This window comes from Streptomyces sp. 135 (assembly GCF_020026305.1).
Taxonomy (GTDB): domain Bacteria; phylum Actinomycetota; class Actinomycetes; order Streptomycetales; family Streptomycetaceae; genus Streptomyces.
On sequence record NZ_CP075691.1, the window covers coordinates 4,584,833 to 4,602,411 of the forward strand.

The following is a 17,579-nucleotide window of genomic DNA, read 5'->3' on the forward strand; positions in this document are numbered from 1 at the left end:
GGCGGCGGCAGGCGGCGCGGGCCCTCACGAGGTGCCCCCGCCGCCACGGCCCGCCTCCCGCTTGTCCCGCGCCTCCCGCTCCCGCTCCCGCATCCGTTCCTTCGCCCACTGCCGGGCCGACGCGTCCCAGAGCGCCGCCGACAGCAGGGGAGCCGTCCGCCTGCGGGCCAGCAGGAAGCGCCGGTTGGTGACCGGTTCGGGCCGCCAGTGGTGCTTGTAGGGCTCGTCGCCGCGCAGCAGGCTCAGCGCGCGCCGCTGTTCGCCGCCGGTGTGGCGGGTGCACGCGTTCAGAAGCATCGTCGCCACGTCCACCTTGCGCTCCCGCAGGCGCGGATGCGCGCCGTACAGGTAGCCCCCGGCCAGCGTGCCGGAGAGCAGCGTCAGATCGGCGGCCATCACCTCGCCGTCCAGGTGGAACTCGGTCACCACCGCCTCACCGGCCGCGACCATGGGCCGCATCGAGCGCAGCAGGTGCTCGCGGAACCGCGGCTGAAGGTGCTCGGAGGTCACCTTGCGGCCCTGCCACTGCAACTCGTGCAGGCGCAGCAGGGTCTCGACCGACGCCTCCACCTCCTCGGCGGGCACGGTGCGCGCCTGCACACCCAGCGCCGCCAGCTTGCGCATCTTGGCGCGGGTGCGCTGGGCCCGCGGCGTCGGCAGCCGCTGGAGCAGCTCCTCCATGGGCAGCGGGGGAAGTTCGAGGCAGGGGGAGTCGGCCAGCGCCCGCTTCGGCCCGGGCCACCGTTCGTGGACCGCCTCGACGCAGGCGCCGGGGCGGACCTCCCCGAAGTCGATCAGCGCGGTCGAGGCCAGCGGGCGCAGGCCCGCCACCAGTGCCTCGGTCCCGGCCTCGCGCAGGTCGCCGTCCACCAGCACGTCCGAGAAGTCGGAGATCGCGCCGCCGAGCGGCTTCAGCGCCGGCAGCGGTCGGGCCACCCGCATCATCGGGGCGGCGGCGACGAGCCGCTCGCCCTCGTGGACCAGGAGCACCCGCAGCCGCCCGCGCCGTCCGTAGGACCGCCACCAGGAGGAGAGCCACGCGTGGCTCTGGAACGGCGTGGCCGCCTCGCAGGACCGGTGCAGCCGCGCCCACTGGTCGGCCAGCGCCTCGAACTCGCCCTCGTCGGCGCACACCCGCGTGACGAGGAGACCCCTGCCGGTGGCCGTACCGGTGGCCGTACCCGTGGCCGTGCCCGTGCTCGTCGCCGTGCTCATGTGGCGCTCCGGGCCAGGGCGGACGCCGGTCCGGGGACCGAGGCGGCGGCGGGCGCCTCCGTACGGCCCCGGGGGCGTACCAGGAGAGCGAGCCCGCCGAGCAGGCCGCCCGCGCAGCCGCCGACCAGGGTCGTCACCCCGGTGGAGAGCGAGGACGGCTCGGTGGGCTCAAGGGCCCGGGAGAACGTGAGCAGTTTGACCTGCGTGCTGTCCTTGGCGTGGTTGGCGTTCGTGGCGAGCGACCTTGCCACCGCGTTCGCGGTCACGGCGGCCGCCGACGGCTTCCCCGACCGTGCGGAGATCGAGATCATCGGCGCGTCGGGGGAGGTGGCCACCTGCACGCTGTCCCGCAGCTCCGCGGCCGTCATGCCCGCCTCCACCTGCGCGTCGCCCAGCACGGCCACCTGGGCGGCCACACGGCCGTACGCCTGGGCGAACCCCAGCGCCGTGGCCGGATCCGCCTTGGCCTGCGGTACGGCGACGACGTAACTGGTGGCGGTGTACTGCGGCGTCTGGAACACGCCGTACCCGCCGCCCACCAGGATGCCGGCCGCCGCGCAGGCCGGCAGGGGCCACCAGCGGGGCAGCCGGGCCAGGCGGGCGCGCAGGGCGTCGGCGCGCGACCGCTCGTTCACGGAGTCGCTCATCGAGGATTCACCTCCAGGGTCGGGCCGGAGACAACCGACGCGTAGACGCGCATCAGCTGGTCGGCGCTTCGGGCGATGCTGTAGTGCCCCACCGAGGGGGGCGCCGAGCGGCGCGGGGGGCGGGCGCCGCGCAGGCCGTAGAGGGACTGCGCGAAGGAGTCCGGGTCGCTCGGGCGGTACGAGGCGTTGGCCCGCGCGTCGGCGGGCAGGTCGTCGAGGGCGGGGCACGAGGCGTAGAGCACGGGGAGCCCGCAGGCCAGGCCCTCCACGAGCGCGAGCCCGAAGGCCTCCTCGGGGGAGGGGGAGGCCAGCGCGTCCATGGCGGACAGGAGCGCGGGCAGGGCGGGGGCGCCGTTCCCGCCGGTCTCGCTCTCGTCGTGGGCGGCCTCGCCCGCGAACCGCACCCGGTCGGCGAGGCCGAGGCGGTGGGCCAGCTGCCGCAGCTCCTGCTCCTGGGGGCCCGCGCCGACGAGCAGCACGGCGACGTCCTCGGGCAGTTGGGCCGCCGCGTGCAGGAGTACGTCGAAACGCTTGCCGCCGGTGAGGCGGCCCACGCCCCCGATGACGAACGCGGAGTCGGGCAGGTGCAGCCACCGCCGGGTGCGGACCCGGGCCGCCGGGTCGAACCGGAAGCGGTCCACGTCGATGCCGTTCGGCACCACCCGGATGCGCCGCCGTGGCACGCCCCAGCGGTGCAGCCGCTGTCCGACGGCGGGGGAGACGGCGACCGTCATCCGCCCCAGCCGCTCCCCGGCGAGGTACAGCGCGCGGACGCCCGCCGTGAGCGGCCGGCCTTCCATCTGCGAGTCGCCGAGGGAGTGTTCGGTGGCCACCACCGCGCGCACCCCGGCCAGGCGGGCCGCGAGGCGCCCGTACAGGCAGGCGCGGTAGAGGTGGGTGTGGACCGCGTCGTACCGGCCGGCCCTGATGACGCGGGCCAGCCGGGGCAGCGCCGCCACGTCGCGGTTGCCGGACATGCCGAGGTCGGTCACGCGCGTGCCGTCGGCCATGATCCCGCGCGCCACGGCGCCCGCGTCGGTCAGCGTCACGACGTCGCACCGCACCGGCAGGTGGCGCAGCAGCAGGCGCAGTTGCTGTTCGGCGCCGCCGACGCCGAGGCCGGTGATGACGTGCAGGACCTTCATCCGGTGACCGCCGAGCGGTCCAGGGCGCGGTGCCTGAGCCGGTTCGTCCACAGCTTCAGGCGCAGGCGCGAGGCCGAGTCGTTCTGGCCGATGTGCACGCGGGGCAGCGCGTACGGACCGGTGAGCGGGCCGGGCGCGATGGCGCAGGCGTAGCGGTACCCGGCGTTCCGTACGGCGGTGACCACCCGCTCGTCGACGTGGCCGTACGGATAGCAGAAGCCCCCCACCTCGGTGCCGGTCAGGCCGGTCAGCGCCGCCCGGCTGCCGCTGACCTCGCGGTGCAGGGTCTCCTCGTCGGCGGTGGTGAGGTCGACGTGGGTCAGCCCGTGCGAGGCGACCTCGACGCCGCTCGCGGCGGCGTGCCGGATGCCGTCGGCGCCCAGGAGCGGCTTGCGGGGGCCCAGCGGGTCCCAGGCGTTGTCGCCGTCGAGGCGGCCCGGCAGCACGAACAGGGTGGCCGTGCAGTCGTGGTGCCGCAGCAGCGGCAGGGCGAGGTCGACGAAGTCGCGGTAGCCGTCGTCGAAGGTGAGCCCCACCAGGCCGCGTTCCTCGCCCCGCGCGCAGGCGTCCATGAGGTGGCGCATCGACACCCCGCGCAGGCCCTGGTGGCGCAGCCAGCGCAGCTGGGCGGCGAGGCGGTCGGGGGAGACGGTGACGCGGTACGGATCGTCGGTGGGGTCCCCGACGGAGTGGTACATCGCGATCCACGCGGACGGCCGGGGCGGCCCGGTCCGCGGGAGGGGCTCGGCGGAAGGGGCGGGCGGGGTGAGGTCAACGGGCATGACGCAGCTTTCCTGTGACGGAGCGGAGGGCGGACGGCCAGGGCTGGGCGCGCAGGAGCAGGCCGAGCAGCACGAAGGAGACGGTGACCACCGCGCCGGACGCCAGGACGGCGAGGGCCGGCTGCCCCACCCGCTCCACGCACAGGGCGCCCAGTGCCGTGGCACCCCCGGCGGCGGCCACGAGGCGCCCCAGCTGCCCGGCGAGCCTCCGCGTCCTGATGGGCACGGTGTCCGGGCCCATGCCGCGCAGCAGGAGCAGCGCGCTGACGCAGATGCCGGTGGCGTTGGCCGCGGCGATGCCGTGGACGCCCCAGGTGCCGACGGTGAGGAAGCCGATGCCCGCGGTGGTGACGATGCCGGTGAACATCGCGTAGCAGGGGATCCAGGTGGTCCTGGCGAGGGAGAAGTGGGCGCGGGCGAGCGCGCCCACCAGCGTGTGCCCGAGCAGGCCGAGGGCGTAGACGCGCATGACGGACGCGGTGACGGCGGTGTCCCACGCGGTGAACGCACCGCGCTGGAAGAGCAGTTCGATCAGGGCGGGCGCGGAGGCGATGACCGCGGCGGTGCCGAGCAGCACCACGCAGCCCGCGAGGACGACGTCGCGCTCCACGCGGTCCCTGGCCCGCTCCGTCTCCCCGGCCGCCAGCGCGCGGGCGACCACCGGGAAGGTGACGGTGCACAGCATCAGGGAGAGGACCATCGGCATCTGCGCGACCTTCTGCGCGTAGTTCAGATGCGAGATGGCCCCGGCGGGCAGCGACGAGGCCAGGAAGCGTTCGATGAGGACCTGCGACTGGCGGCAGAGCGCGAAGAGCAGGACCGTCCAGATGATCGCCGTCTGGAGCGTCGCGGCCGCCACCGACCCCTCGGTGGCCGGGGCGGCGGCGGGACCGCGCCTCAACTCCCGCCACAGAGAAGGCGCTTGTACGACCACCATCAGCGCGCCGCCCACCGCGACACCCGCCGCCGCGGCCCGCACACCCCAGGGCGCCGCCAGCACGAACAGGGCGGTGATGATGGCCGCGTTGTAGGCGACGTACACGGTCGCGGGCGCGACGAACCGGTGGTGTGCCCGCAGCGCCGCGCTGCAATAACCGGTGAGACCGAAGGTGAAGGCACAGGTGGCGGTCAGCCGCGTACAGTCCACGGCGGCCTGTCGGTCGGGCAGCCCCGGCGCCAGCAGCGCCACCACGTACGGCGCCGCCGCCATGAGCACCAGCGACGCGGCGGCGAACCACAGCGACATCCGAGGCAGCGACGCCCGCACGAGCGCCCGGACCGGGTCCCCGGCGGCGTCGTCCGCGCGGCGGGCGAGGGCCAGGCTGAACGCCGGTACGAGGAAGAAGGCCAGGCCGTCCTCGATGAGCAGCGTCGCCGCCAGTTCCGGGATCGTCCACGCGACGAGGAAGGCGTCGGTGTCGGTCCCGGCGCCGAAGAAGTGCGCCAGCGTCTGGTCCCGCACGAGGCCGAGGAGCGAACCGGCCACCGACAGCGCGGCGGTGACCAGCCAGGCCTTGGCGAGGAACGACCCGCCGCTCTTCGCGGCCGGTTTCCCCGTCCCGGGTGGGGGCGGCGCCTGCTCCGCGGCCACCGAGGGCGGCACGGTCGTCATCGCGCGCCCGCCTCCCCCGGCAGCCCGCGCGGGCCTGCCGCCGCCTGCGAGTGCTCCTGCGGCCGGGCGGGCGAGCCGACCGCCCACCACGCCGCGACGCCGAACGCGACGGCCGTCAGCACGGTCGAGGGCCCGCCGATATCGGCGTACACGAAGTCGACGAGCTGCCAGATCAGCAGTCCGCAGGCCAGCAGCGCGCAGTCCAGCTCAGGACCGCCGGGCCCGTCCGGCCGGGCGCACCGGCGCTTCCACCGCCGCAGCCCGCACACGAGCAGCGCCACCCAGCCGCCGGCCAGCGTGACGAGACCGAGCAGCCCCTGCTCGCCGAGCACGAGCAGGTACATGTTGTGCGGGGACAGGAGCGGCTGGCGTACGAAGCCGCTGCCCGCCCCGGCGGTGTCGCTGCCGGAGGACAGGGCGAGCGAGGCGTGGCTGTCGCGGTGGTTGGGGAAGCCCTTGAGGCCGACGCCCGTCACCGGCCGCTCGCGCCACATGTCGGCCGAAGCCGCCCACATCGTGTACCGGTCGGTGACCGACTGGTCGGGCGTCCCGGTGACCTGGCTGATGCTGCTGAGCCGTTGCTGGAGCATGGCCGAGCCCACGCCGAGCCCCGCGACCAGGACCACGGCCGCCGCGCCCCCGGCCAGCAGGACCCGGCCCGCCCGGCGCGCCCCCGCGAGCAGCAGGACGCCGAGGCAGGCCGCCGCCGTCGCGATCCACGCCCCGCGGCTGAAGGACAGGGCGAGCGGCACGGTCAGCAGGGCCGCGCACACCGCCGCCGCACCCCGCTGGCGCGGCGCGTGCGGGCGGAAGGCCAGCGCGAGGGCGCAGACGATCCCGTAGGAGACGACGGTGGCCATCCCCATGACGTCCGTGGAGCCGAACGTCCCCACCGCGCGGATGTCCTCGCCCATGTACGAGGCCCCGGTGCCGGTCAGGTTCTGGTGTACGCCGATGGTGCCCTGCCACAGCGCCAGCGCCACGAACGCCCAGGCGATCACCCGGAAGTGGCGCGCGTCGCGGATCAGGACGAGCACGGCCGCGGGCACCAGCACGAAGATCTGGAGGTAGCGCGCGGCCCCGGCGACGCCGGTCGCGGCGGAGGCGGCCCCGCAGGCGGCCACGGTGACGCCGACGACCGGAAGTCCGAGGAGCACGGCGGCCGTCCGGCTCAGCGGGCGCCGCCGGGTGCGTGCGAGATGGACGGCGCAGAGGCCGACGAGGAGGGCCGAGGCCGCGTCGGCCACCGTCCCGGTCCCGCCGCCGCCCGACGCCTCGCCACCGGATTCCGGCACGGGCAGCGCGAGCAGCGCGATCACCAGGACCACCGGCAGGACCGGGGCGCTGCGCCCGAGCTCGCGCAGGACGACGTCGCGTGGGGTCACCGCGCTCAGCTCCCCGTGCGGCGGACGAGACAGCCGAGGGTGCGCAGCAGGATGCACATGTCCTGCCAGAAGGTCCAGCTGTCGATGTAGGCGTTGTCGAAGCGGCACCGGTCCTCGATGGAGGTGTCCCCGCGCAGCCCGTGGATCTGGGCGAGCCCGGTGATACCGGTCGGCATCCGGTGCCGCCGCGCGTAGTCCGGGTAGGTCTGGCTGAACCGCTCGACGAAGAAGGGGCGTTCGGGGCGCGGTCCGACGAGGCTCATGTCGCCGCGCAGGACGTTCCACAGCTGTGGCAGCTCGTCCAGCGAGGTGCTGCGCAGGAAGCGGCAGAAGGCGTTCATGCGGTGCTCGTCCGCGACGCTCCACCGGGTGGCCGCCTCCTGGGAGTCGGCGGGCCGGTGGGTGCGGAACTTCAGCAGGGTGAAAAGCCGCCCGTCCTTGCCGACACGTTCCTGCCGGAAGATCACGCCGGGCCCTTCCACGGTCCGCAGCACCAGCGCGCAGACCAGCAGCACCGGGGCGGCCGCGAGGAGCAGCACCCCCGCCACCGTGACGTCCAGCAGCCGCTTGCCGAAGCTCGTCCCGCGGTGCCCTGCGAACGCCAGCGGACGGCAGGCGAACCCGGCGACGCGCTGCCTGGCGTCCTGCCGCGGCAGGGCCTCGGCGGGGCGCGGGTCGATCTCCCACAGGTCGCAGCCGAGGCCGCCGAGCACCGGCACCATGCCCGCGAGCGCGGGGCCGCGGCCGGTGAGCAGCAGCACAGTGCGTACGTCGTTCTGGATGACGGCCCGGTGGAGTTCGTCCTCGGTGCCGAGCACGGGCAGTTCGGGGGCGGACCCGTCGGGTGGCTCCGCGGCGTCACCCGCCGCTTCGGACCCCGCCGCCCCGGCCGTCTCGTGGTCGGTTCGCCGCTCGGCCTCGCTCACCACGCCCACCGGCCGCATCCCGCAGCGGGGACGCCGCAGCAGCGCGGCCGCCACGGCCCGCGCCTCACCGCCCGGCCCGAGCACGAGCACCGGCCGGGGTCTTCGCGCGGCGCTCGCCCGCCGCCGCCAGTGCACCAGGGCTCGCCCGGCGACGGCCAGCAGACACTGGGCCGCGCCGAGCGTGGCCAGCGTGGACAGGGGGAGCGGCGGCACCGGGGCGGGCAGGGCCGGGGCGAGGACGGCGGTGAGGGCCCAGCCGAGCGCGACCCGCCCGGCGAGCGAAGGCACCTCGTCGAGCGTGGCGGGCAGCGCGGTGTACGCGTACAGCCGCCCCTGCGCGTTCAGGGCGAGGACGACGGCGAGCAGCAGCGGCGCCAGCGCCACGTACGCCCCCGGATCGTCGAGGAGGAGCGGCGCGAGCAGCGCCCCCGCGCAGTCGGCGGCCACCAGGGCGACGACCGGGCGCCGACGGCGGGAGGGGGGCCGCGGGCGGGCGTCGGCGCGCGCGCCCACCGCTCCCCGGGGGGCGACGACGAAGGAGCCGGGCGGGGCCTGGGTGTCCCGCCGGGACTGACCTGACGAGGAGGCGACGGTTCGTTCCGCACTCACGGGGTGGTGCACTCCCTGTAGTCGGGGGCGTCGGGAGCCTCGGCGGCCTCGGTGGGCTCCGCTCCCAGAAGCTCGCGGTACACCACGCCGATCGCGGCCGAGGCGTGCCGCGCGTCGTGGTGGTCCAGGACATGCCGGCGGCCTCGGCGGCCGAGCGCGTCGCGCAGCTCCCCGTCCCGCAGCAGCGTGACCAGGGCCCGGCCCAGCGCGGCGGGGTCCTCCGGCGGTACGAGCGCGTGCGCGCGGCCGTCGGGCGGCAGGCTCTCCCGGGCGCCGTCCACATCGGCGACGACGACCGGCCGGGCGCAGGCCATGGCCTCAAGCGGGGCCAGCGCCATGCCCTCCCACCGGGAGGGCAGCACCACCACGTCGGCCGCCCGGTACCAGTCGGCGGCGTCCCGCGCGGCCCCGGCGAACACCACGGACGGGGCCGCCGCCGCGCGCAGCCGGGCGGCATCGGGTCCGTCCCCCACGAGCACCAGGCGGGCGCCGGGCACCCGCTCGGTCACCGAGGCCCAGGCGCACAGCAGGACGTCCTGACCCTTCTGCCGGCACAGCCTGCCGACGCACACCACGAGGGGGACGCCCGCGAAGGATGCGGGCAGCAGCCGCGCGCGGGCCGCGTGCGGCGCGCCGGGCCCGAAGCGGTCGACGTCCACGCCGTTGGGGACCACCGAGAAGGAGCCGTCGACGCCCGCGCGGACGCCGGTGAGCCGTTCGGCCTCGCTGACGCAGACGATGCGCGTCGCCCAGCCGGCCGCGTGCCGCTCCCAGAGCCGGGCCAGGAGGGCGGTGGCCCCGCCGACCGCCTCGAAGGACCAGGCGTGCGGCTGGAAGACGGTCGGGATCCGCCCGCGCAGGGCGAGCCGGGCGGCGAGCCCGGCCTTGGCGCTGTGGGCGTGGACAAGTGTCGGCCGTACGGCGTCGATGACGCGGCTCAGCTCCCGGACCTCGGCGCGCAGGCGGGGACCGGGGGAGCGCGACGCCGACCAGGGGTGGCCGCGCACGCCGCCGGGGGCGCCGCTCAGCGCCCGGGGCAGGAAGCCCTCGTGCGGGCAGGCCACGTGGACGTCCATGCCCGCCGCCGCCTGGGCGCGGGCGAGATCGACGACGACCCGTGCCACACCGCCGTCCACGGGCTGGCTGACGTGCAGGATCCGTGGCGAGAGGGGTGCCGGCGGCAGGGGCATGCGCAACTCCCTGGAGTCGGTGACGAACACGCGACGCGGGCCCGGGGAGTGGCGCATGACGGCGTTGGCCTTCCGAAGTGTGAAGAGCTCTGACCACAGCGGAGATGAGAGGTTGGCATTGAATGCGATGGTCCGACACATATGACTGAAATGCCGGATTCAGGAGGGCAACTGTAACGGCTGCGCGGTGCCGCTCCGTCAACCCGCGTACGTGTGTCGGATTCGTGAAGGGCGGGAACGGCCCGGCGGCCGTGAGTGCGGCAGGCGCCCCCGTGAGCTGGTACGGCCCCCCGTCGGCGCGTCAACCAGCGCTGCCGCCACGGCAATCGGAGCTGTCGCACATCACTCGTCCGGGCGCACAACTCGCCGTGCCGATCGGCAGTTGATCCCACGTACGGGCACACGGCCCGTACGGCACACCCTCACAAGGAGCACTACTCCATGTCGCGTACCACCAAGGCCCTCGCCCTGTCCGCCGTCGCCGCCGCCGCGATGGCCGCGGGCGCGGGCGTCGCCACCGCCGACGCCGGCGCGCAGGGCACCGCCGTCCACTCCCCCGGTGTGGTCTCCGGCAACGTCGTCCAGGTGCCGGTCCACGTGCCCGCGAACGTCTGCGGCAACACCGTGAACGTCATCGCTCTGCTGAACCCGGCGTTCGGCAACGCCTGCGCCAACGTCTGACAGGTCGTCACCGAACGGCCGTCCCCGCCTCGGCGGGGGCGGCCGTTCGGCGTGCCGGGGGCGGCGACAGGCCTCCCGGTGCCCCGAATGGGGGCCGGTGGCGCGAGCGGCCGACCACCCGTCACATCCCGGGAGCCACCTGCGCGAACGCGCCCCGGCCCCGGAGCCGTGCAGCACGTACCGGAGTCCTTCGGTTGCGGGCCGCGTGCACCGCTTCCACGGTGATCACAAGATCCGAAGCACCACCGAAAGGGACTCACCTATGCGCGCTCTGCCCGTACGGCGTATCGCGACCTCCGCCCTGTGCGCGACGCTGCTCCTCGGCACGGCCGGCACCGCCATCGCCCTCTCCGGCGACGACACACCCCGCGACGACGAGACCCTGACCGAGCACCGTGCGCCCGCCCCGGCCCCGGAGACGATGCTGGCCCAGGCCAAGCAGCTCCACGACGCCGCGGGGGTCATCACCCCGGCCACGGAACTGCTCACCGCGGTGCTCAAGGCGCCGGGCAACAAGCTCTCCCCCGAGGACGTCAGGAAGCACAGGGAGGCCATGAAGCGGGCGGTGGCCGCCGCCCGTACGAAGACGCCCGTGGCCCCGGCCGACCCCGCCGTCGTCCAGCTGCCCGAGCAGCCCGCCGGCAGCGTCCCCCGCGACACCAAGGCGCCGGCCGACCCCAGGGCGAGCGCCCTGGCCGCGCTCCAGAAGGCGGACGCCAAGCTGCTCAGGGCCGCCGGGGCGGGCGACGCCGCGGCCGTCCGGGCACAGGCACCCACGGTCATCACCGGCATCGTCAACATGACCGCCGCCACCCTGCTCGTCGGCGACATGCCCGCACCCAACCTGGCGGGTCTGCCGCCACTGCCGAAGGCACCCGAGTCCCAGGGCCTGCCGACCACAACCCTGCCGCAGACCCCGGCCGTGCCCGAGGCCGCCAAACCCTGAGGGCCTTTCCCGGCGGGCAGTTGATATGAGAATGGGACGTGTTCCTTGTCTTCTTCATTCGAGTGGGGTCGGCGGAAGTTTGTGGACCCGGGGGTTTCCGTACTCGCCCGTGCTCGTTGGGCCCGGTGAAGTGAGACGCCAGGCAATCGATGCCTGAACGGTGCCCCCATAGGCGACACGCGTTGCCGAAGAAAGGAACATGATGAAGGCCCTGAAGGCTGCTGCCGTCCTCGCCGGTTCGATCGCCATCGCCGGTTCCGCCGCGCCCGCCTTCGCCGGCGACCTGACGCCCACCCGCCTGACCAGCGAAGTCGAGTCCCTCGCCACCCAGCCCCTGCTGGACCCCAAGCCGGGCGACACGAACCTGATCGACACCAAGAAGGGCGCGTCCGTCGTCAACACCGTCTCGGACGCCGCGGGCCGCATGAACACCACTGGCGGCCCCACGAAGCTCATCGGCGGGCTTCCCGCCGCCTCGTAACCCGCGGCCATTCCCTTTCCCCGGTGTATCGCCCCGGCCGGAAAGGGGAGAACGATCCGCGTGCCATCGTCCGGCCCTCCGCGGCCGGGCGACGCAAGGGCCGGTCACCTCTTCCACAGGCCGGCCCTTGCGCGTGTCCCCGTCCGTACGCCAACACGGAGCGTACGAAGGTAAGTTCGACCGGCGGGTGTATCCGGCCCGCCCAGTGTGACCCCATCGTGTGATGACGGGCCAGGGATCGGCCACATGGGTGACAACGGAGCCGGACCGGCCCCGCGGCGTCTATACCGTTCCCTCCATGACCTCAGCAGCCGGTGAACAGCACCCCTCCGATGCGACCGCGCCCGGAACGGAACCGCGCTGATGAGCACCACCGACCTGCCGCGCCGCGTTCCGCGCCAGGCAGCCGGGGCGCACCGCGCGGACGGCGCGACGCCACCGGAAGGCGACCACCGGCCCGAGGGGGGCCGGTGGTTCGGTTTTCTCCTGGTCACCACCGGCGCGGCGGGGCTGCTGGCGGCGTGGGTCATCACGCTCGACAAGTTCAAGCTCCTCCAGGACCCGGACTACACGCCGGGGTGCAGCATGAACCCGGTGGTGGCGTGCGGGAACATCATGAAGAGCGCCCAGGCGTCGGCGTTCGGATTCCCCAACCCCATGCTGGGCCTCGCCGCCTACGCCGTCGTGATCGTCGCCGGGGTGAGCGTGCTGGCGGGCGCCCGCTTCCCGCGCTGGTACTGGCTGACGTTCAACGCGGGCGCGCTTTTTGGCGTCGCGTTCTGCACGTGGCTGCAATTCCAGTCCCTGTACCGCATCAATTCGCTCTGCCTGTGGTGCTGCCTTGCCTGGGCCGCCACCACTGTCCTGTTCTGGTACGTGACGTCGCACAACGTGCGACGCGGATTCCTGCCCGCCCCGCGCGGAGCGCGCGCCTTCCTGAACGAGTTCACGTGGGCGCTTCCGGTGCTGCACCTGGGCACGATCGGAGTGCTCGTCCTGACGCGCTGGTGGGACTTCTGGACCGGCTGAGCGTGAGATCGGCGGTCGGCGGTCAGAGGAGGGGCGCCCCTCTTCTGGCCAGATAGCGGACCGGGTCGATGTCCGAGCCGTAGCCGCGCCGCGCCCGTATCTCCAGGTGCAGATGGGGCCCGGTGGCCCGCCCCGTCGCCCCGCTGCTCCCGATGCGCGCCCCCGCGCGGATCCGGGCGCCTTGGCGGACCTTGATGCGGGACAGATGGGCGAAGACGGCGTAGTGGCCGTCGCGCATCCGTACCGTCACTGCCTTGCCGTACTGCCCCGACCGGCGCGCCAGTACGACGACGCCCGCGCCCACGGCGTACACGGGCGTCCCGGTCGGCACCGCCAGGTCGATGCCCGTGTGGTGCCCGGCGAGCCAGTCGCCGCGGATGCCGTAGCGCGCGGAGACCCGGAAGCCGCGGCGCAGCGGGAGGGTGTACCGGCCGGGCGGCCGCTCGGGGGCGAAGGCCCGGTGCTCCTCGGCCTCGAACAGGGCCTCCGCCATGGCGAGGTCCGCCTCGTACTCGGCGTCGTACCCACCCGTGCAGACGTCGATGTCACCCGGGTACGCGGCGGCCCGGTGCGCGGTCAGCGGGACCGCTCCGACGGCCAGGAGTCCGGCGGCGACGCGCAGGGCGTCGCGGCGCGTGACAGGCGCGGAAGGCGCCTTCTCTATGTCGTGGTCCATGCCCGCCACCTCACCTGTGGCGGGCCCGGCACGCATCCCGTGGCCGCCCCGACTACGCCAGGCGGCGCAATCGGATACGTATTCCGTGCGGTGCGTGTGGCGGCCGGCCGTCACATGAAGGACATGCCGCCGCCCACGACGCAGGACCTGCCGTACTTCCAGTCGCACTCGATCTGGTGGACGATGTTGCGGGGCGTGCCGCCCGGGCCCGTGGGCGCGGCGGCGGCGGGGCTGAACGCCAGCAGTGGGACGAGGGCCAGGACCAGCGACAGCAGCAGTCTGAGGTGAACCGACACGTCCGTTCTCCTCGTGATCGTCGTATCCCGAGACGGGATGATCCTGCCCAGATGTCACCCATGATCGCTATTCAGTCGCGGAGGGTGACAGGGGCGGCCGCTCACCTGAGTGGGGGAGGCGGACCTCGGCAGGGGGCGACACAGCGCCGCCGTTCAGCTGTAATGCGGCTGGCGGCGCCTACGTTGGTCGGCGTGAAGATCGATTGCGTCGGTGGAGGCCCCGCCTCCCTGTACCTGGCCATCCTCGTCAAGCTGCGGGAACCGGCCCACGAGGTCACCGTCCACGAGAGGCACGCGGCCGGCGCCGTCTACGGCTGGGGCGTCACGTACTGGCCGGACCTCCTGGAGGAGCTCCGCGGCCACGACCCCGAGTCCGCGCGCGCCATCGCCGAGCACTCCGTGAGCTGGCGCGGCGGCTTCGCGTACGTGGGCGACAGGACCACCGCCCACGACGGCGACGTGGGCCACGCCATCGGACGCCACCGCCTGCGGACCATCCTCGCCGACCGCGCCCGGGAGCTGGGCGTCCGCCTGGAGTACGGCGTCGAGATCGGCGGCCGCGAGGAGCTGCCGGACGCGGACCTCGTCGTCGCGGGCGACGGCGCGCACAGCAGGCTCCGCACGCAGAGCGCCGCCCACTTCGGGACCCGCGTGACCACCGGCGCGAACCGCTTCATCTGGCTCGCCACGACCCGCGTCTTCACGGCGTTCACCTTCGCCTTCGTGGAGACCGCGCACGGCTGGATCTGGTGCTACGCGTACGGCTACAGCGGCGAGCACAGCACCTGCGTGGTGGAGTGCTCCGAGGCCACCTGGACCGGCCTCGGCCTCGACCGGCTCGACCACGGCGACGCCCTGCGCCTGCTGGAGAGCCTCTTCGCCGAGATGCTCGACGGCCATGCGCTCCTCGGCCGCACCGACATCGAGAGCCACGCCCAGTGGCAGGCCTTCCCGACCGTCACCAACGAGGCCTGGTCCCACGGCAACCTCGCGCTGATCGGCGACGCCGCGCACACCACGCACTACTCGATCGGGGCCGGTACGAGCCTCGCCCTGCGGGACGCCGTCTGCCTGTCCCGGACGCTGGGATCCACCGGCCCGGCCGGGCTCCCGGCCGCTCTCGCGCGCTACGAACGGGAACGCAAGCAGGCCCTCCTCTCGGTGCAGAGCGCGGCCCGGCACAGCGCCCAGTGGTACGAGAACCTGCCCCGGTACATCGGCCTGGAGCCCCGCCAGATGTTCGCGCTGCTCGGCCAGCGCCACTCCCCGCTGCTGCCCTACGTGCCGCCCCAGCTCTACTACCACCTGGACCAGACCGTCGGCCGGCTCCCCTCCCTGCGCCGCCTCAAGCAGAGCCTCGGGCCCCGCCTGGCCCGCGCCCTCCAGAGCCGGCGTCCTCCGGCCTGAGCGGGATCCCGGGTGGGTGTACTGGCCACGCGTTCACCCGAATGGCCCTATCGGCGCCCGGCGGATGCGGGCCCCCGGACCGCCCCCGGGCCCGGCACGGCCAAAGCCCTGCCGGGTCTTCCCCGTACGCCCCGTGATTCCGCTCCGTGATTCCTCGCCTTGCGGGCCGGGCCCCGGCGGCGCGCGATGGACATGAGGCGTGCGTCGTCCCGTGGCGGATTGGTTTCTGCCCGTCGCATGCTCCAAGGGAGTGATCACCCATGACGCAGGGCGAGGCCTTCACCAACCCCGATGCGCTCAAGGGCCTGACAGCCTACGACCGGACCGGCGAGAAGATCGGCAGCATCGAACGGGTCTACCTCGACGACCGCAGCGGCCGCCCCGAGTGGGTGACCGTGAAAACCGGCCTGTTCGGCATGAAGGAGAGCTTCGTGCCACTGGCGGGAGCGCGCCTGCGGGGAGACGACCTGCATGTCACGGCCACCAAGGAGGCCGTGAAGGAGGCCCCGCGGGTGGATGCCGACCAGCACCTCGACCCTGGCCAGGAGCATGAGCTCTACGCCCACTACGGTCTTGCCCGGCCCGGCACCACGCCCGGCATGGCGCCGACCGGCACCGGCACAGGGACCGCGGGCACCCAGGAGCACCCGCTCACCGGGGCGGCCGGAGCGGCCGGGACCGGCGTGGGCGCCGGTGCGGGCAAGCGGGAGTTCGCCACCCGCGCCGGGATGGGCAGGGACGAGAAGGCCCAGGAAGAGCTGGTGCGCTCCGAGGAGCGGCTGCGGATCGGCACGGAGGAGCAAGAGGTCGGGCACGCCCGGCTGCGGAAGACGGTCGTGAACGAGGACGTCACGACGTCCGTCCCCGTCTCCCACGAGGAGGTCCGTGTCGTACGGGAGCCGATCCGTGAGGGCGAGCGGGTGCGCGGCGACATCGGCGAGGCCGAGACCGAGGTGACCCTGCACGCCGAGCGGCCCGTGGTGAGCAAGGAGACCGTGCCCGTCGAACGCGTACACCTGGAGACGGAGAGGGTCACGGAGACCCGCGAGGTCTCGGACACCGTCCGCAAGGAGCAGATCGAGTTCGACGACGACGTCAAGGGCGTCAAGGGCGTCAAGGGCGAGCGCGGCGGCATGAAGGGCGAGTCGTGGCGCGACCGGAAGCAGGGCCCGCGCCACTGACGTCAGCGGGTCCGCAGGCCGGCAGGCCGGCAGGTCACGGAGGGAAGCACTCCCCGGAGTGCTTCCCTCCGCTCGTGTGCTCGTACGTCGTCCGCTCGCGTCCTTGTGACCAACGGCATGACGGAGGGCCCGCTTCGGGGCGGTCGGACTGTCTTAGCTTTGAGGGATGTCACCGCTCGCCCGCATCACCGCGTCCTACACCCCGCGGTTCGCGGAATTCGCCTTCGAAGCGGCGTTCACCGCCGCGGTGGATCAGCATGTGGCCCATCTCAGGGACCGCCTGGAGGCGACCAGCCCCGGGCTGGTCCCGAAGGCGCCCGACCCGGAAGCGCTGACCGACTACGCCCTCGGTTTCCTCGACGCGCTGGCCGAGTCGGACTGGCGCGAGCCGGTCGGGCACGACTACGCGGTGTGCCGCCTCACGGCCATTTCCTGGCTGGTGAGACGGCACGACCTGCTCTGAGGGCCCGCCCGTCGCGAGACGGTTCGGGGCGAGAGGGACGGATCAGAAGGGATCGGTGGGTTCGCGGTCCCGCACCGGCTGGTTGGCGAGCGCGTCGTCACGTCCCGCCTGGTAGGCGCTGACACTCGTACGGGCCTTGGCCGTCTCCTGCTCGGCCGTGTGCAGCCAGCGCTCCCAGCGCTCCCGCATCGGGCCGATGAGACCACCGCCCACGCCGACGATCAGGACACCGGCGACGGAGGCGAGCACCGCGTACAGGACGGGCTGGGTGACCGCGGTGGCGATACCGGCCTGGCCCAGGGCGGCGATGGCGCCGAGCGCGACGATGCAGACCCAGACCATCGTGCCGATCGTTTTGCCGTACGAGAGGGAGGCCAGGGTGTTGGTGACGATGTCCCGCACCAGGTTCGCGACGGCCATGGCGACCACGATCAGGACGACCGCGACGATGCCGCGCGGCAGCCAGGCGACGATGCCGTCGATCATGGCGCTGACCGGGTTCGGGCCGAAGACGCCGAAGCCGAGCTGCAGGGTGATCAGGAGGAGCGCGGCATAGACGATCTTGCAGATGATCCCTGTCATGTCGTACTTCGAACCGGCGAGCATCCGGGACGCCCCGGCCCGCTCGGCGAGCTTCTCCGAGCCGAGCTTTCTCATTACCCGGTCGAGAACCCTGGTGATCAGCTTCGAGACCATCCAGCCGATGACCAGGATGACCAGGAACCCGACGAGCTTGGGGACGAACTGGGCGACCTTCGACCAGGCGTCGTTGAGCCCTTGGGTGAAATTCACGGAAAGGGTTATGCCCTGGGACATGAGTGGTCCTCCACTCGCTGGGGCCCGCGCCGGCTGTGGCGGCGGGCGGCTGAACCCCCACGAGCGGGGCTCTCGCAGCGGCACCCGCTCCT

The 17,579-nt window shown here is 73.9% G+C and carries 18 protein-coding genes; 7 read left to right on the forward strand and 11 right to left on the reverse strand.

The annotated features are described in order from the left end of the window. Positions 1 to 24: 24 nt before the first annotated feature. The 8 genes from KKZ08_RS20650 to KKZ08_RS20685 are packed head-to-tail and all read right to left on the reverse strand — an operon-like array spanning position 25 to position 9,511. Positions 25 to 1,215, reverse strand: a complete 1,191-nt coding sequence (locus tag KKZ08_RS20650) for a GNAT family N-acetyltransferase (protein WP_223775871.1) — start codon at positions 1,213 to 1,215, stop codon at positions 25 to 27. Then, positions 1,212 to 1,862 carry a lipopolysaccharide biosynthesis protein gene (locus tag KKZ08_RS20655; RefSeq protein WP_223775872.1) on the reverse strand — a complete coding sequence of 217 codons (651 nt, stop codon included), beginning with the start codon at positions 1,860 to 1,862 and terminating at the stop codon, positions 1,212 to 1,214. Before KKZ08_RS20655 ends, KKZ08_RS20650 begins: the two co-directional genes overlap by 4 nt. After that, entirely contained in the window at positions 1,859 to 3,007 is a 1,149-nt protein-coding gene (locus KKZ08_RS20660) for a glycosyltransferase (protein WP_223775873.1), read from the reverse strand. Before KKZ08_RS20660 ends, KKZ08_RS20655 begins: the two co-directional genes overlap by 4 nt. Next, the gene (locus KKZ08_RS20665; protein ID WP_223775874.1) at positions 3,004 to 3,789 is read right to left on the reverse strand and encodes a polysaccharide deacetylase family protein; all 786 of its coding nucleotides are present in this window, start codon (positions 3,787 to 3,789) and stop codon (positions 3,004 to 3,006) included. Before KKZ08_RS20665 ends, KKZ08_RS20660 begins: the two co-directional genes overlap by 4 nt. Beyond that, the gene (locus KKZ08_RS20670; protein ID WP_223775875.1) at positions 3,779 to 5,401 is read right to left on the reverse strand and encodes a lipid II flippase MurJ; all 1,623 of its coding nucleotides are present in this window, start codon (positions 5,399 to 5,401) and stop codon (positions 3,779 to 3,781) included. The genes KKZ08_RS20665 and KKZ08_RS20670 overlap by 11 nt, the downstream gene beginning before the upstream one ends. Further along, positions 5,398 to 6,786, reverse strand: a complete 1,389-nt coding sequence (locus tag KKZ08_RS20675) for an O-antigen ligase family protein (RefSeq protein WP_223775876.1) — start codon at positions 6,784 to 6,786, stop codon at positions 5,398 to 5,400. The genes KKZ08_RS20670 and KKZ08_RS20675 overlap by 4 nt, the downstream gene beginning before the upstream one ends. 5 nt (positions 6,787 to 6,791) lie before the next feature. Next, the gene (locus KKZ08_RS20680; RefSeq protein ID WP_223775877.1) at positions 6,792 to 8,321 is read right to left on the reverse strand and encodes an exopolysaccharide biosynthesis polyprenyl glycosylphosphotransferase; all 1,530 of its coding nucleotides are present in this window, start codon (positions 8,319 to 8,321) and stop codon (positions 6,792 to 6,794) included. After that, positions 8,318 to 9,511, reverse strand: a complete 1,194-nt coding sequence (locus tag KKZ08_RS20685; RefSeq protein ID WP_223775878.1) for a glycosyltransferase — start codon at positions 9,509 to 9,511, stop codon at positions 8,318 to 8,320. Before KKZ08_RS20685 ends, KKZ08_RS20680 begins: the two co-directional genes overlap by 4 nt. Positions 9,512 to 9,952: 441 nt before the next feature. Here KKZ08_RS20685 and KKZ08_RS20690 point away from each other — a divergent pair, with 441 nt between their 5' ends. The 4 genes from KKZ08_RS20690 to KKZ08_RS20705 all read left to right on the forward strand — a co-directional run bounded on the left by KKZ08_RS20690 (position 9,953) and on the right by KKZ08_RS20705 (position 12,648). After that, positions 9,953 to 10,192, forward strand: coding sequence for a chaplin (locus KKZ08_RS20690; RefSeq protein WP_223775879.1), 240 nt, complete (start codon positions 9,953 to 9,955; stop codon positions 10,190 to 10,192). Between the two features lie 262 nt (positions 10,193 to 10,454). After that, positions 10,455 to 11,138 (forward strand): hypothetical protein, encoded by a 684-nt coding sequence (locus tag KKZ08_RS20695; RefSeq protein WP_223775880.1) that lies wholly within the window; start codon positions 10,455 to 10,457, stop codon positions 11,136 to 11,138. Between the two features lie 199 nt (positions 11,139 to 11,337). After that, a complete protein-coding gene (locus KKZ08_RS20700; protein WP_320590372.1) occupies positions 11,338 to 11,619 on the forward strand; it encodes a hypothetical protein in 282 nt (93 codons plus the stop codon). A gap of 363 nt (positions 11,620 to 11,982) precedes the next feature. Further along, on the forward strand, positions 11,983 to 12,648 hold the full coding sequence (locus tag KKZ08_RS20705; protein WP_223775881.1) for a vitamin K epoxide reductase family protein: 666 nt from the start codon (positions 11,983 to 11,985) through the stop codon (positions 12,646 to 12,648). Positions 12,649 to 12,670: 22 nt separating this feature from the next. On the opposite strand, the gene KKZ08_RS20710 is transcribed toward KKZ08_RS20705, so the two are convergent. Both KKZ08_RS20710 and KKZ08_RS20715 read right to left on the reverse strand, forming a co-directional pair. Further along, positions 12,671 to 13,324, reverse strand: coding sequence for a M23 family metallopeptidase (locus KKZ08_RS20710; RefSeq protein ID WP_223775882.1), 654 nt, complete (start codon positions 13,322 to 13,324; stop codon positions 12,671 to 12,673). Positions 13,325 to 13,434: 110 nt separating this feature from the next. Then, positions 13,435 to 13,620: a hypothetical protein gene (locus tag KKZ08_RS20715; RefSeq protein ID WP_223775883.1), complete on the reverse strand. Its 186-nt coding sequence runs from the start codon at positions 13,618 to 13,620 to the stop codon at positions 13,435 to 13,437. A 192-nt stretch (positions 13,621 to 13,812) separates the two neighbouring features. Between KKZ08_RS20715 and KKZ08_RS20720 the strand changes: the two genes are divergently transcribed. The 3 genes from KKZ08_RS20720 to KKZ08_RS20730 all read left to right on the forward strand — a co-directional run bounded on the left by KKZ08_RS20720 (position 13,813) and on the right by KKZ08_RS20730 (position 16,671). Next, positions 13,813 to 15,027: an FAD-dependent monooxygenase gene (locus tag KKZ08_RS20720; RefSeq protein ID WP_223775884.1), complete on the forward strand. Its 1,215-nt coding sequence runs from the start codon at positions 13,813 to 13,815 to the stop codon at positions 15,025 to 15,027. A gap of 260 nt (positions 15,028 to 15,287) precedes the next feature. After that, positions 15,288 to 16,208 carry a PRC and DUF2382 domain-containing protein gene (locus KKZ08_RS20725; protein ID WP_223775885.1) on the forward strand — a complete coding sequence of 307 codons (921 nt, stop codon included), beginning with the start codon at positions 15,288 to 15,290 and terminating at the stop codon, positions 16,206 to 16,208. Positions 16,209 to 16,374: 166 nt separating this feature from the next. After that, on the forward strand, positions 16,375 to 16,671 hold the full coding sequence (locus KKZ08_RS20730) for a DUF6401 family natural product biosynthesis protein (protein WP_223775886.1): 297 nt from the start codon (positions 16,375 to 16,377) through the stop codon (positions 16,669 to 16,671). A gap of 42 nt (positions 16,672 to 16,713) precedes the next feature. Here the strand turns inward: KKZ08_RS20730 and KKZ08_RS20735 are convergent, their stop codons facing one another. Next, a complete protein-coding gene (locus KKZ08_RS20735; protein ID WP_223775887.1) occupies positions 16,714 to 17,487 on the reverse strand; it encodes a hypothetical protein in 774 nt (257 codons plus the stop codon). Positions 17,488 to 17,579: the final 92 nt, after the last annotated feature.

What these genes read in the sequence shown, in the direction of transcription:
- KKZ08_RS20700 (WP_320590372.1), top strand. Translation starts at nt 11,338, where the DNA reads ATGATGAAGGCCCTGAAGGCTGCTGCCGTCCTCGCCGGTTCGATCGCC.
- KKZ08_RS20730 (WP_223775886.1), top strand. Translation starts at nt 16,375, where the DNA reads ATGTCACCGCTCGCCCGCATCACCGCGTCCTACACCCCGCGGTTCGCG.
- KKZ08_RS20725 (WP_223775885.1), top strand. Translation starts at nt 15,288, where the DNA reads ATGACGCAGGGCGAGGCCTTCACCAACCCCGATGCGCTCAAGGGCCTG.
- KKZ08_RS20690 (WP_223775879.1), top strand. Translation starts at nt 9,953, where the DNA reads ATGTCGCGTACCACCAAGGCCCTCGCCCTGTCCGCCGTCGCCGCCGCC.
- KKZ08_RS20710 (WP_223775882.1), bottom strand. Translation starts at nt 13,324, where the DNA reads ATGGACCACGACATAGAGAAGGCGCCTTCCGCGCCTGTCACGCGCCGC.
- KKZ08_RS20735 (WP_223775887.1), bottom strand. Translation starts at nt 17,487, where the DNA reads ATGTCCCAGGGCATAACCCTTTCCGTGAATTTCACCCAAGGGCTCAAC.
- KKZ08_RS20670 (WP_223775875.1), bottom strand. Translation starts at nt 5,401, where the DNA reads ATGACGACCGTGCCGCCCTCGGTGGCCGCGGAGCAGGCGCCGCCCCCA.
- KKZ08_RS20660 (WP_223775873.1), bottom strand. Translation starts at nt 3,007, where the DNA reads ATGAAGGTCCTGCACGTCATCACCGGCCTCGGCGTCGGCGGCGCCGAA.
- KKZ08_RS20695 (WP_223775880.1), top strand. Translation starts at nt 10,455, where the DNA reads ATGCGCGCTCTGCCCGTACGGCGTATCGCGACCTCCGCCCTGTGCGCG.
- KKZ08_RS20665 (WP_223775874.1), bottom strand. Translation starts at nt 3,789, where the DNA reads ATGCCCGTTGACCTCACCCCGCCCGCCCCTTCCGCCGAGCCCCTCCCG.
- KKZ08_RS20685 (WP_223775878.1), bottom strand. Translation starts at nt 9,511, where the DNA reads ATGCCCCTGCCGCCGGCACCCCTCTCGCCACGGATCCTGCACGTCAGC.
- KKZ08_RS20650 (WP_223775871.1), bottom strand. Translation starts at nt 1,215, where the DNA reads ATGAGCACGGCGACGAGCACGGGCACGGCCACGGGTACGGCCACCGGT.
- KKZ08_RS20705 (WP_223775881.1), top strand. Translation starts at nt 11,983, where the DNA reads ATGAGCACCACCGACCTGCCGCGCCGCGTTCCGCGCCAGGCAGCCGGG.
- KKZ08_RS20655 (WP_223775872.1), bottom strand. Translation starts at nt 1,862, where the DNA reads ATGAGCGACTCCGTGAACGAGCGGTCGCGCGCCGACGCCCTGCGCGCC.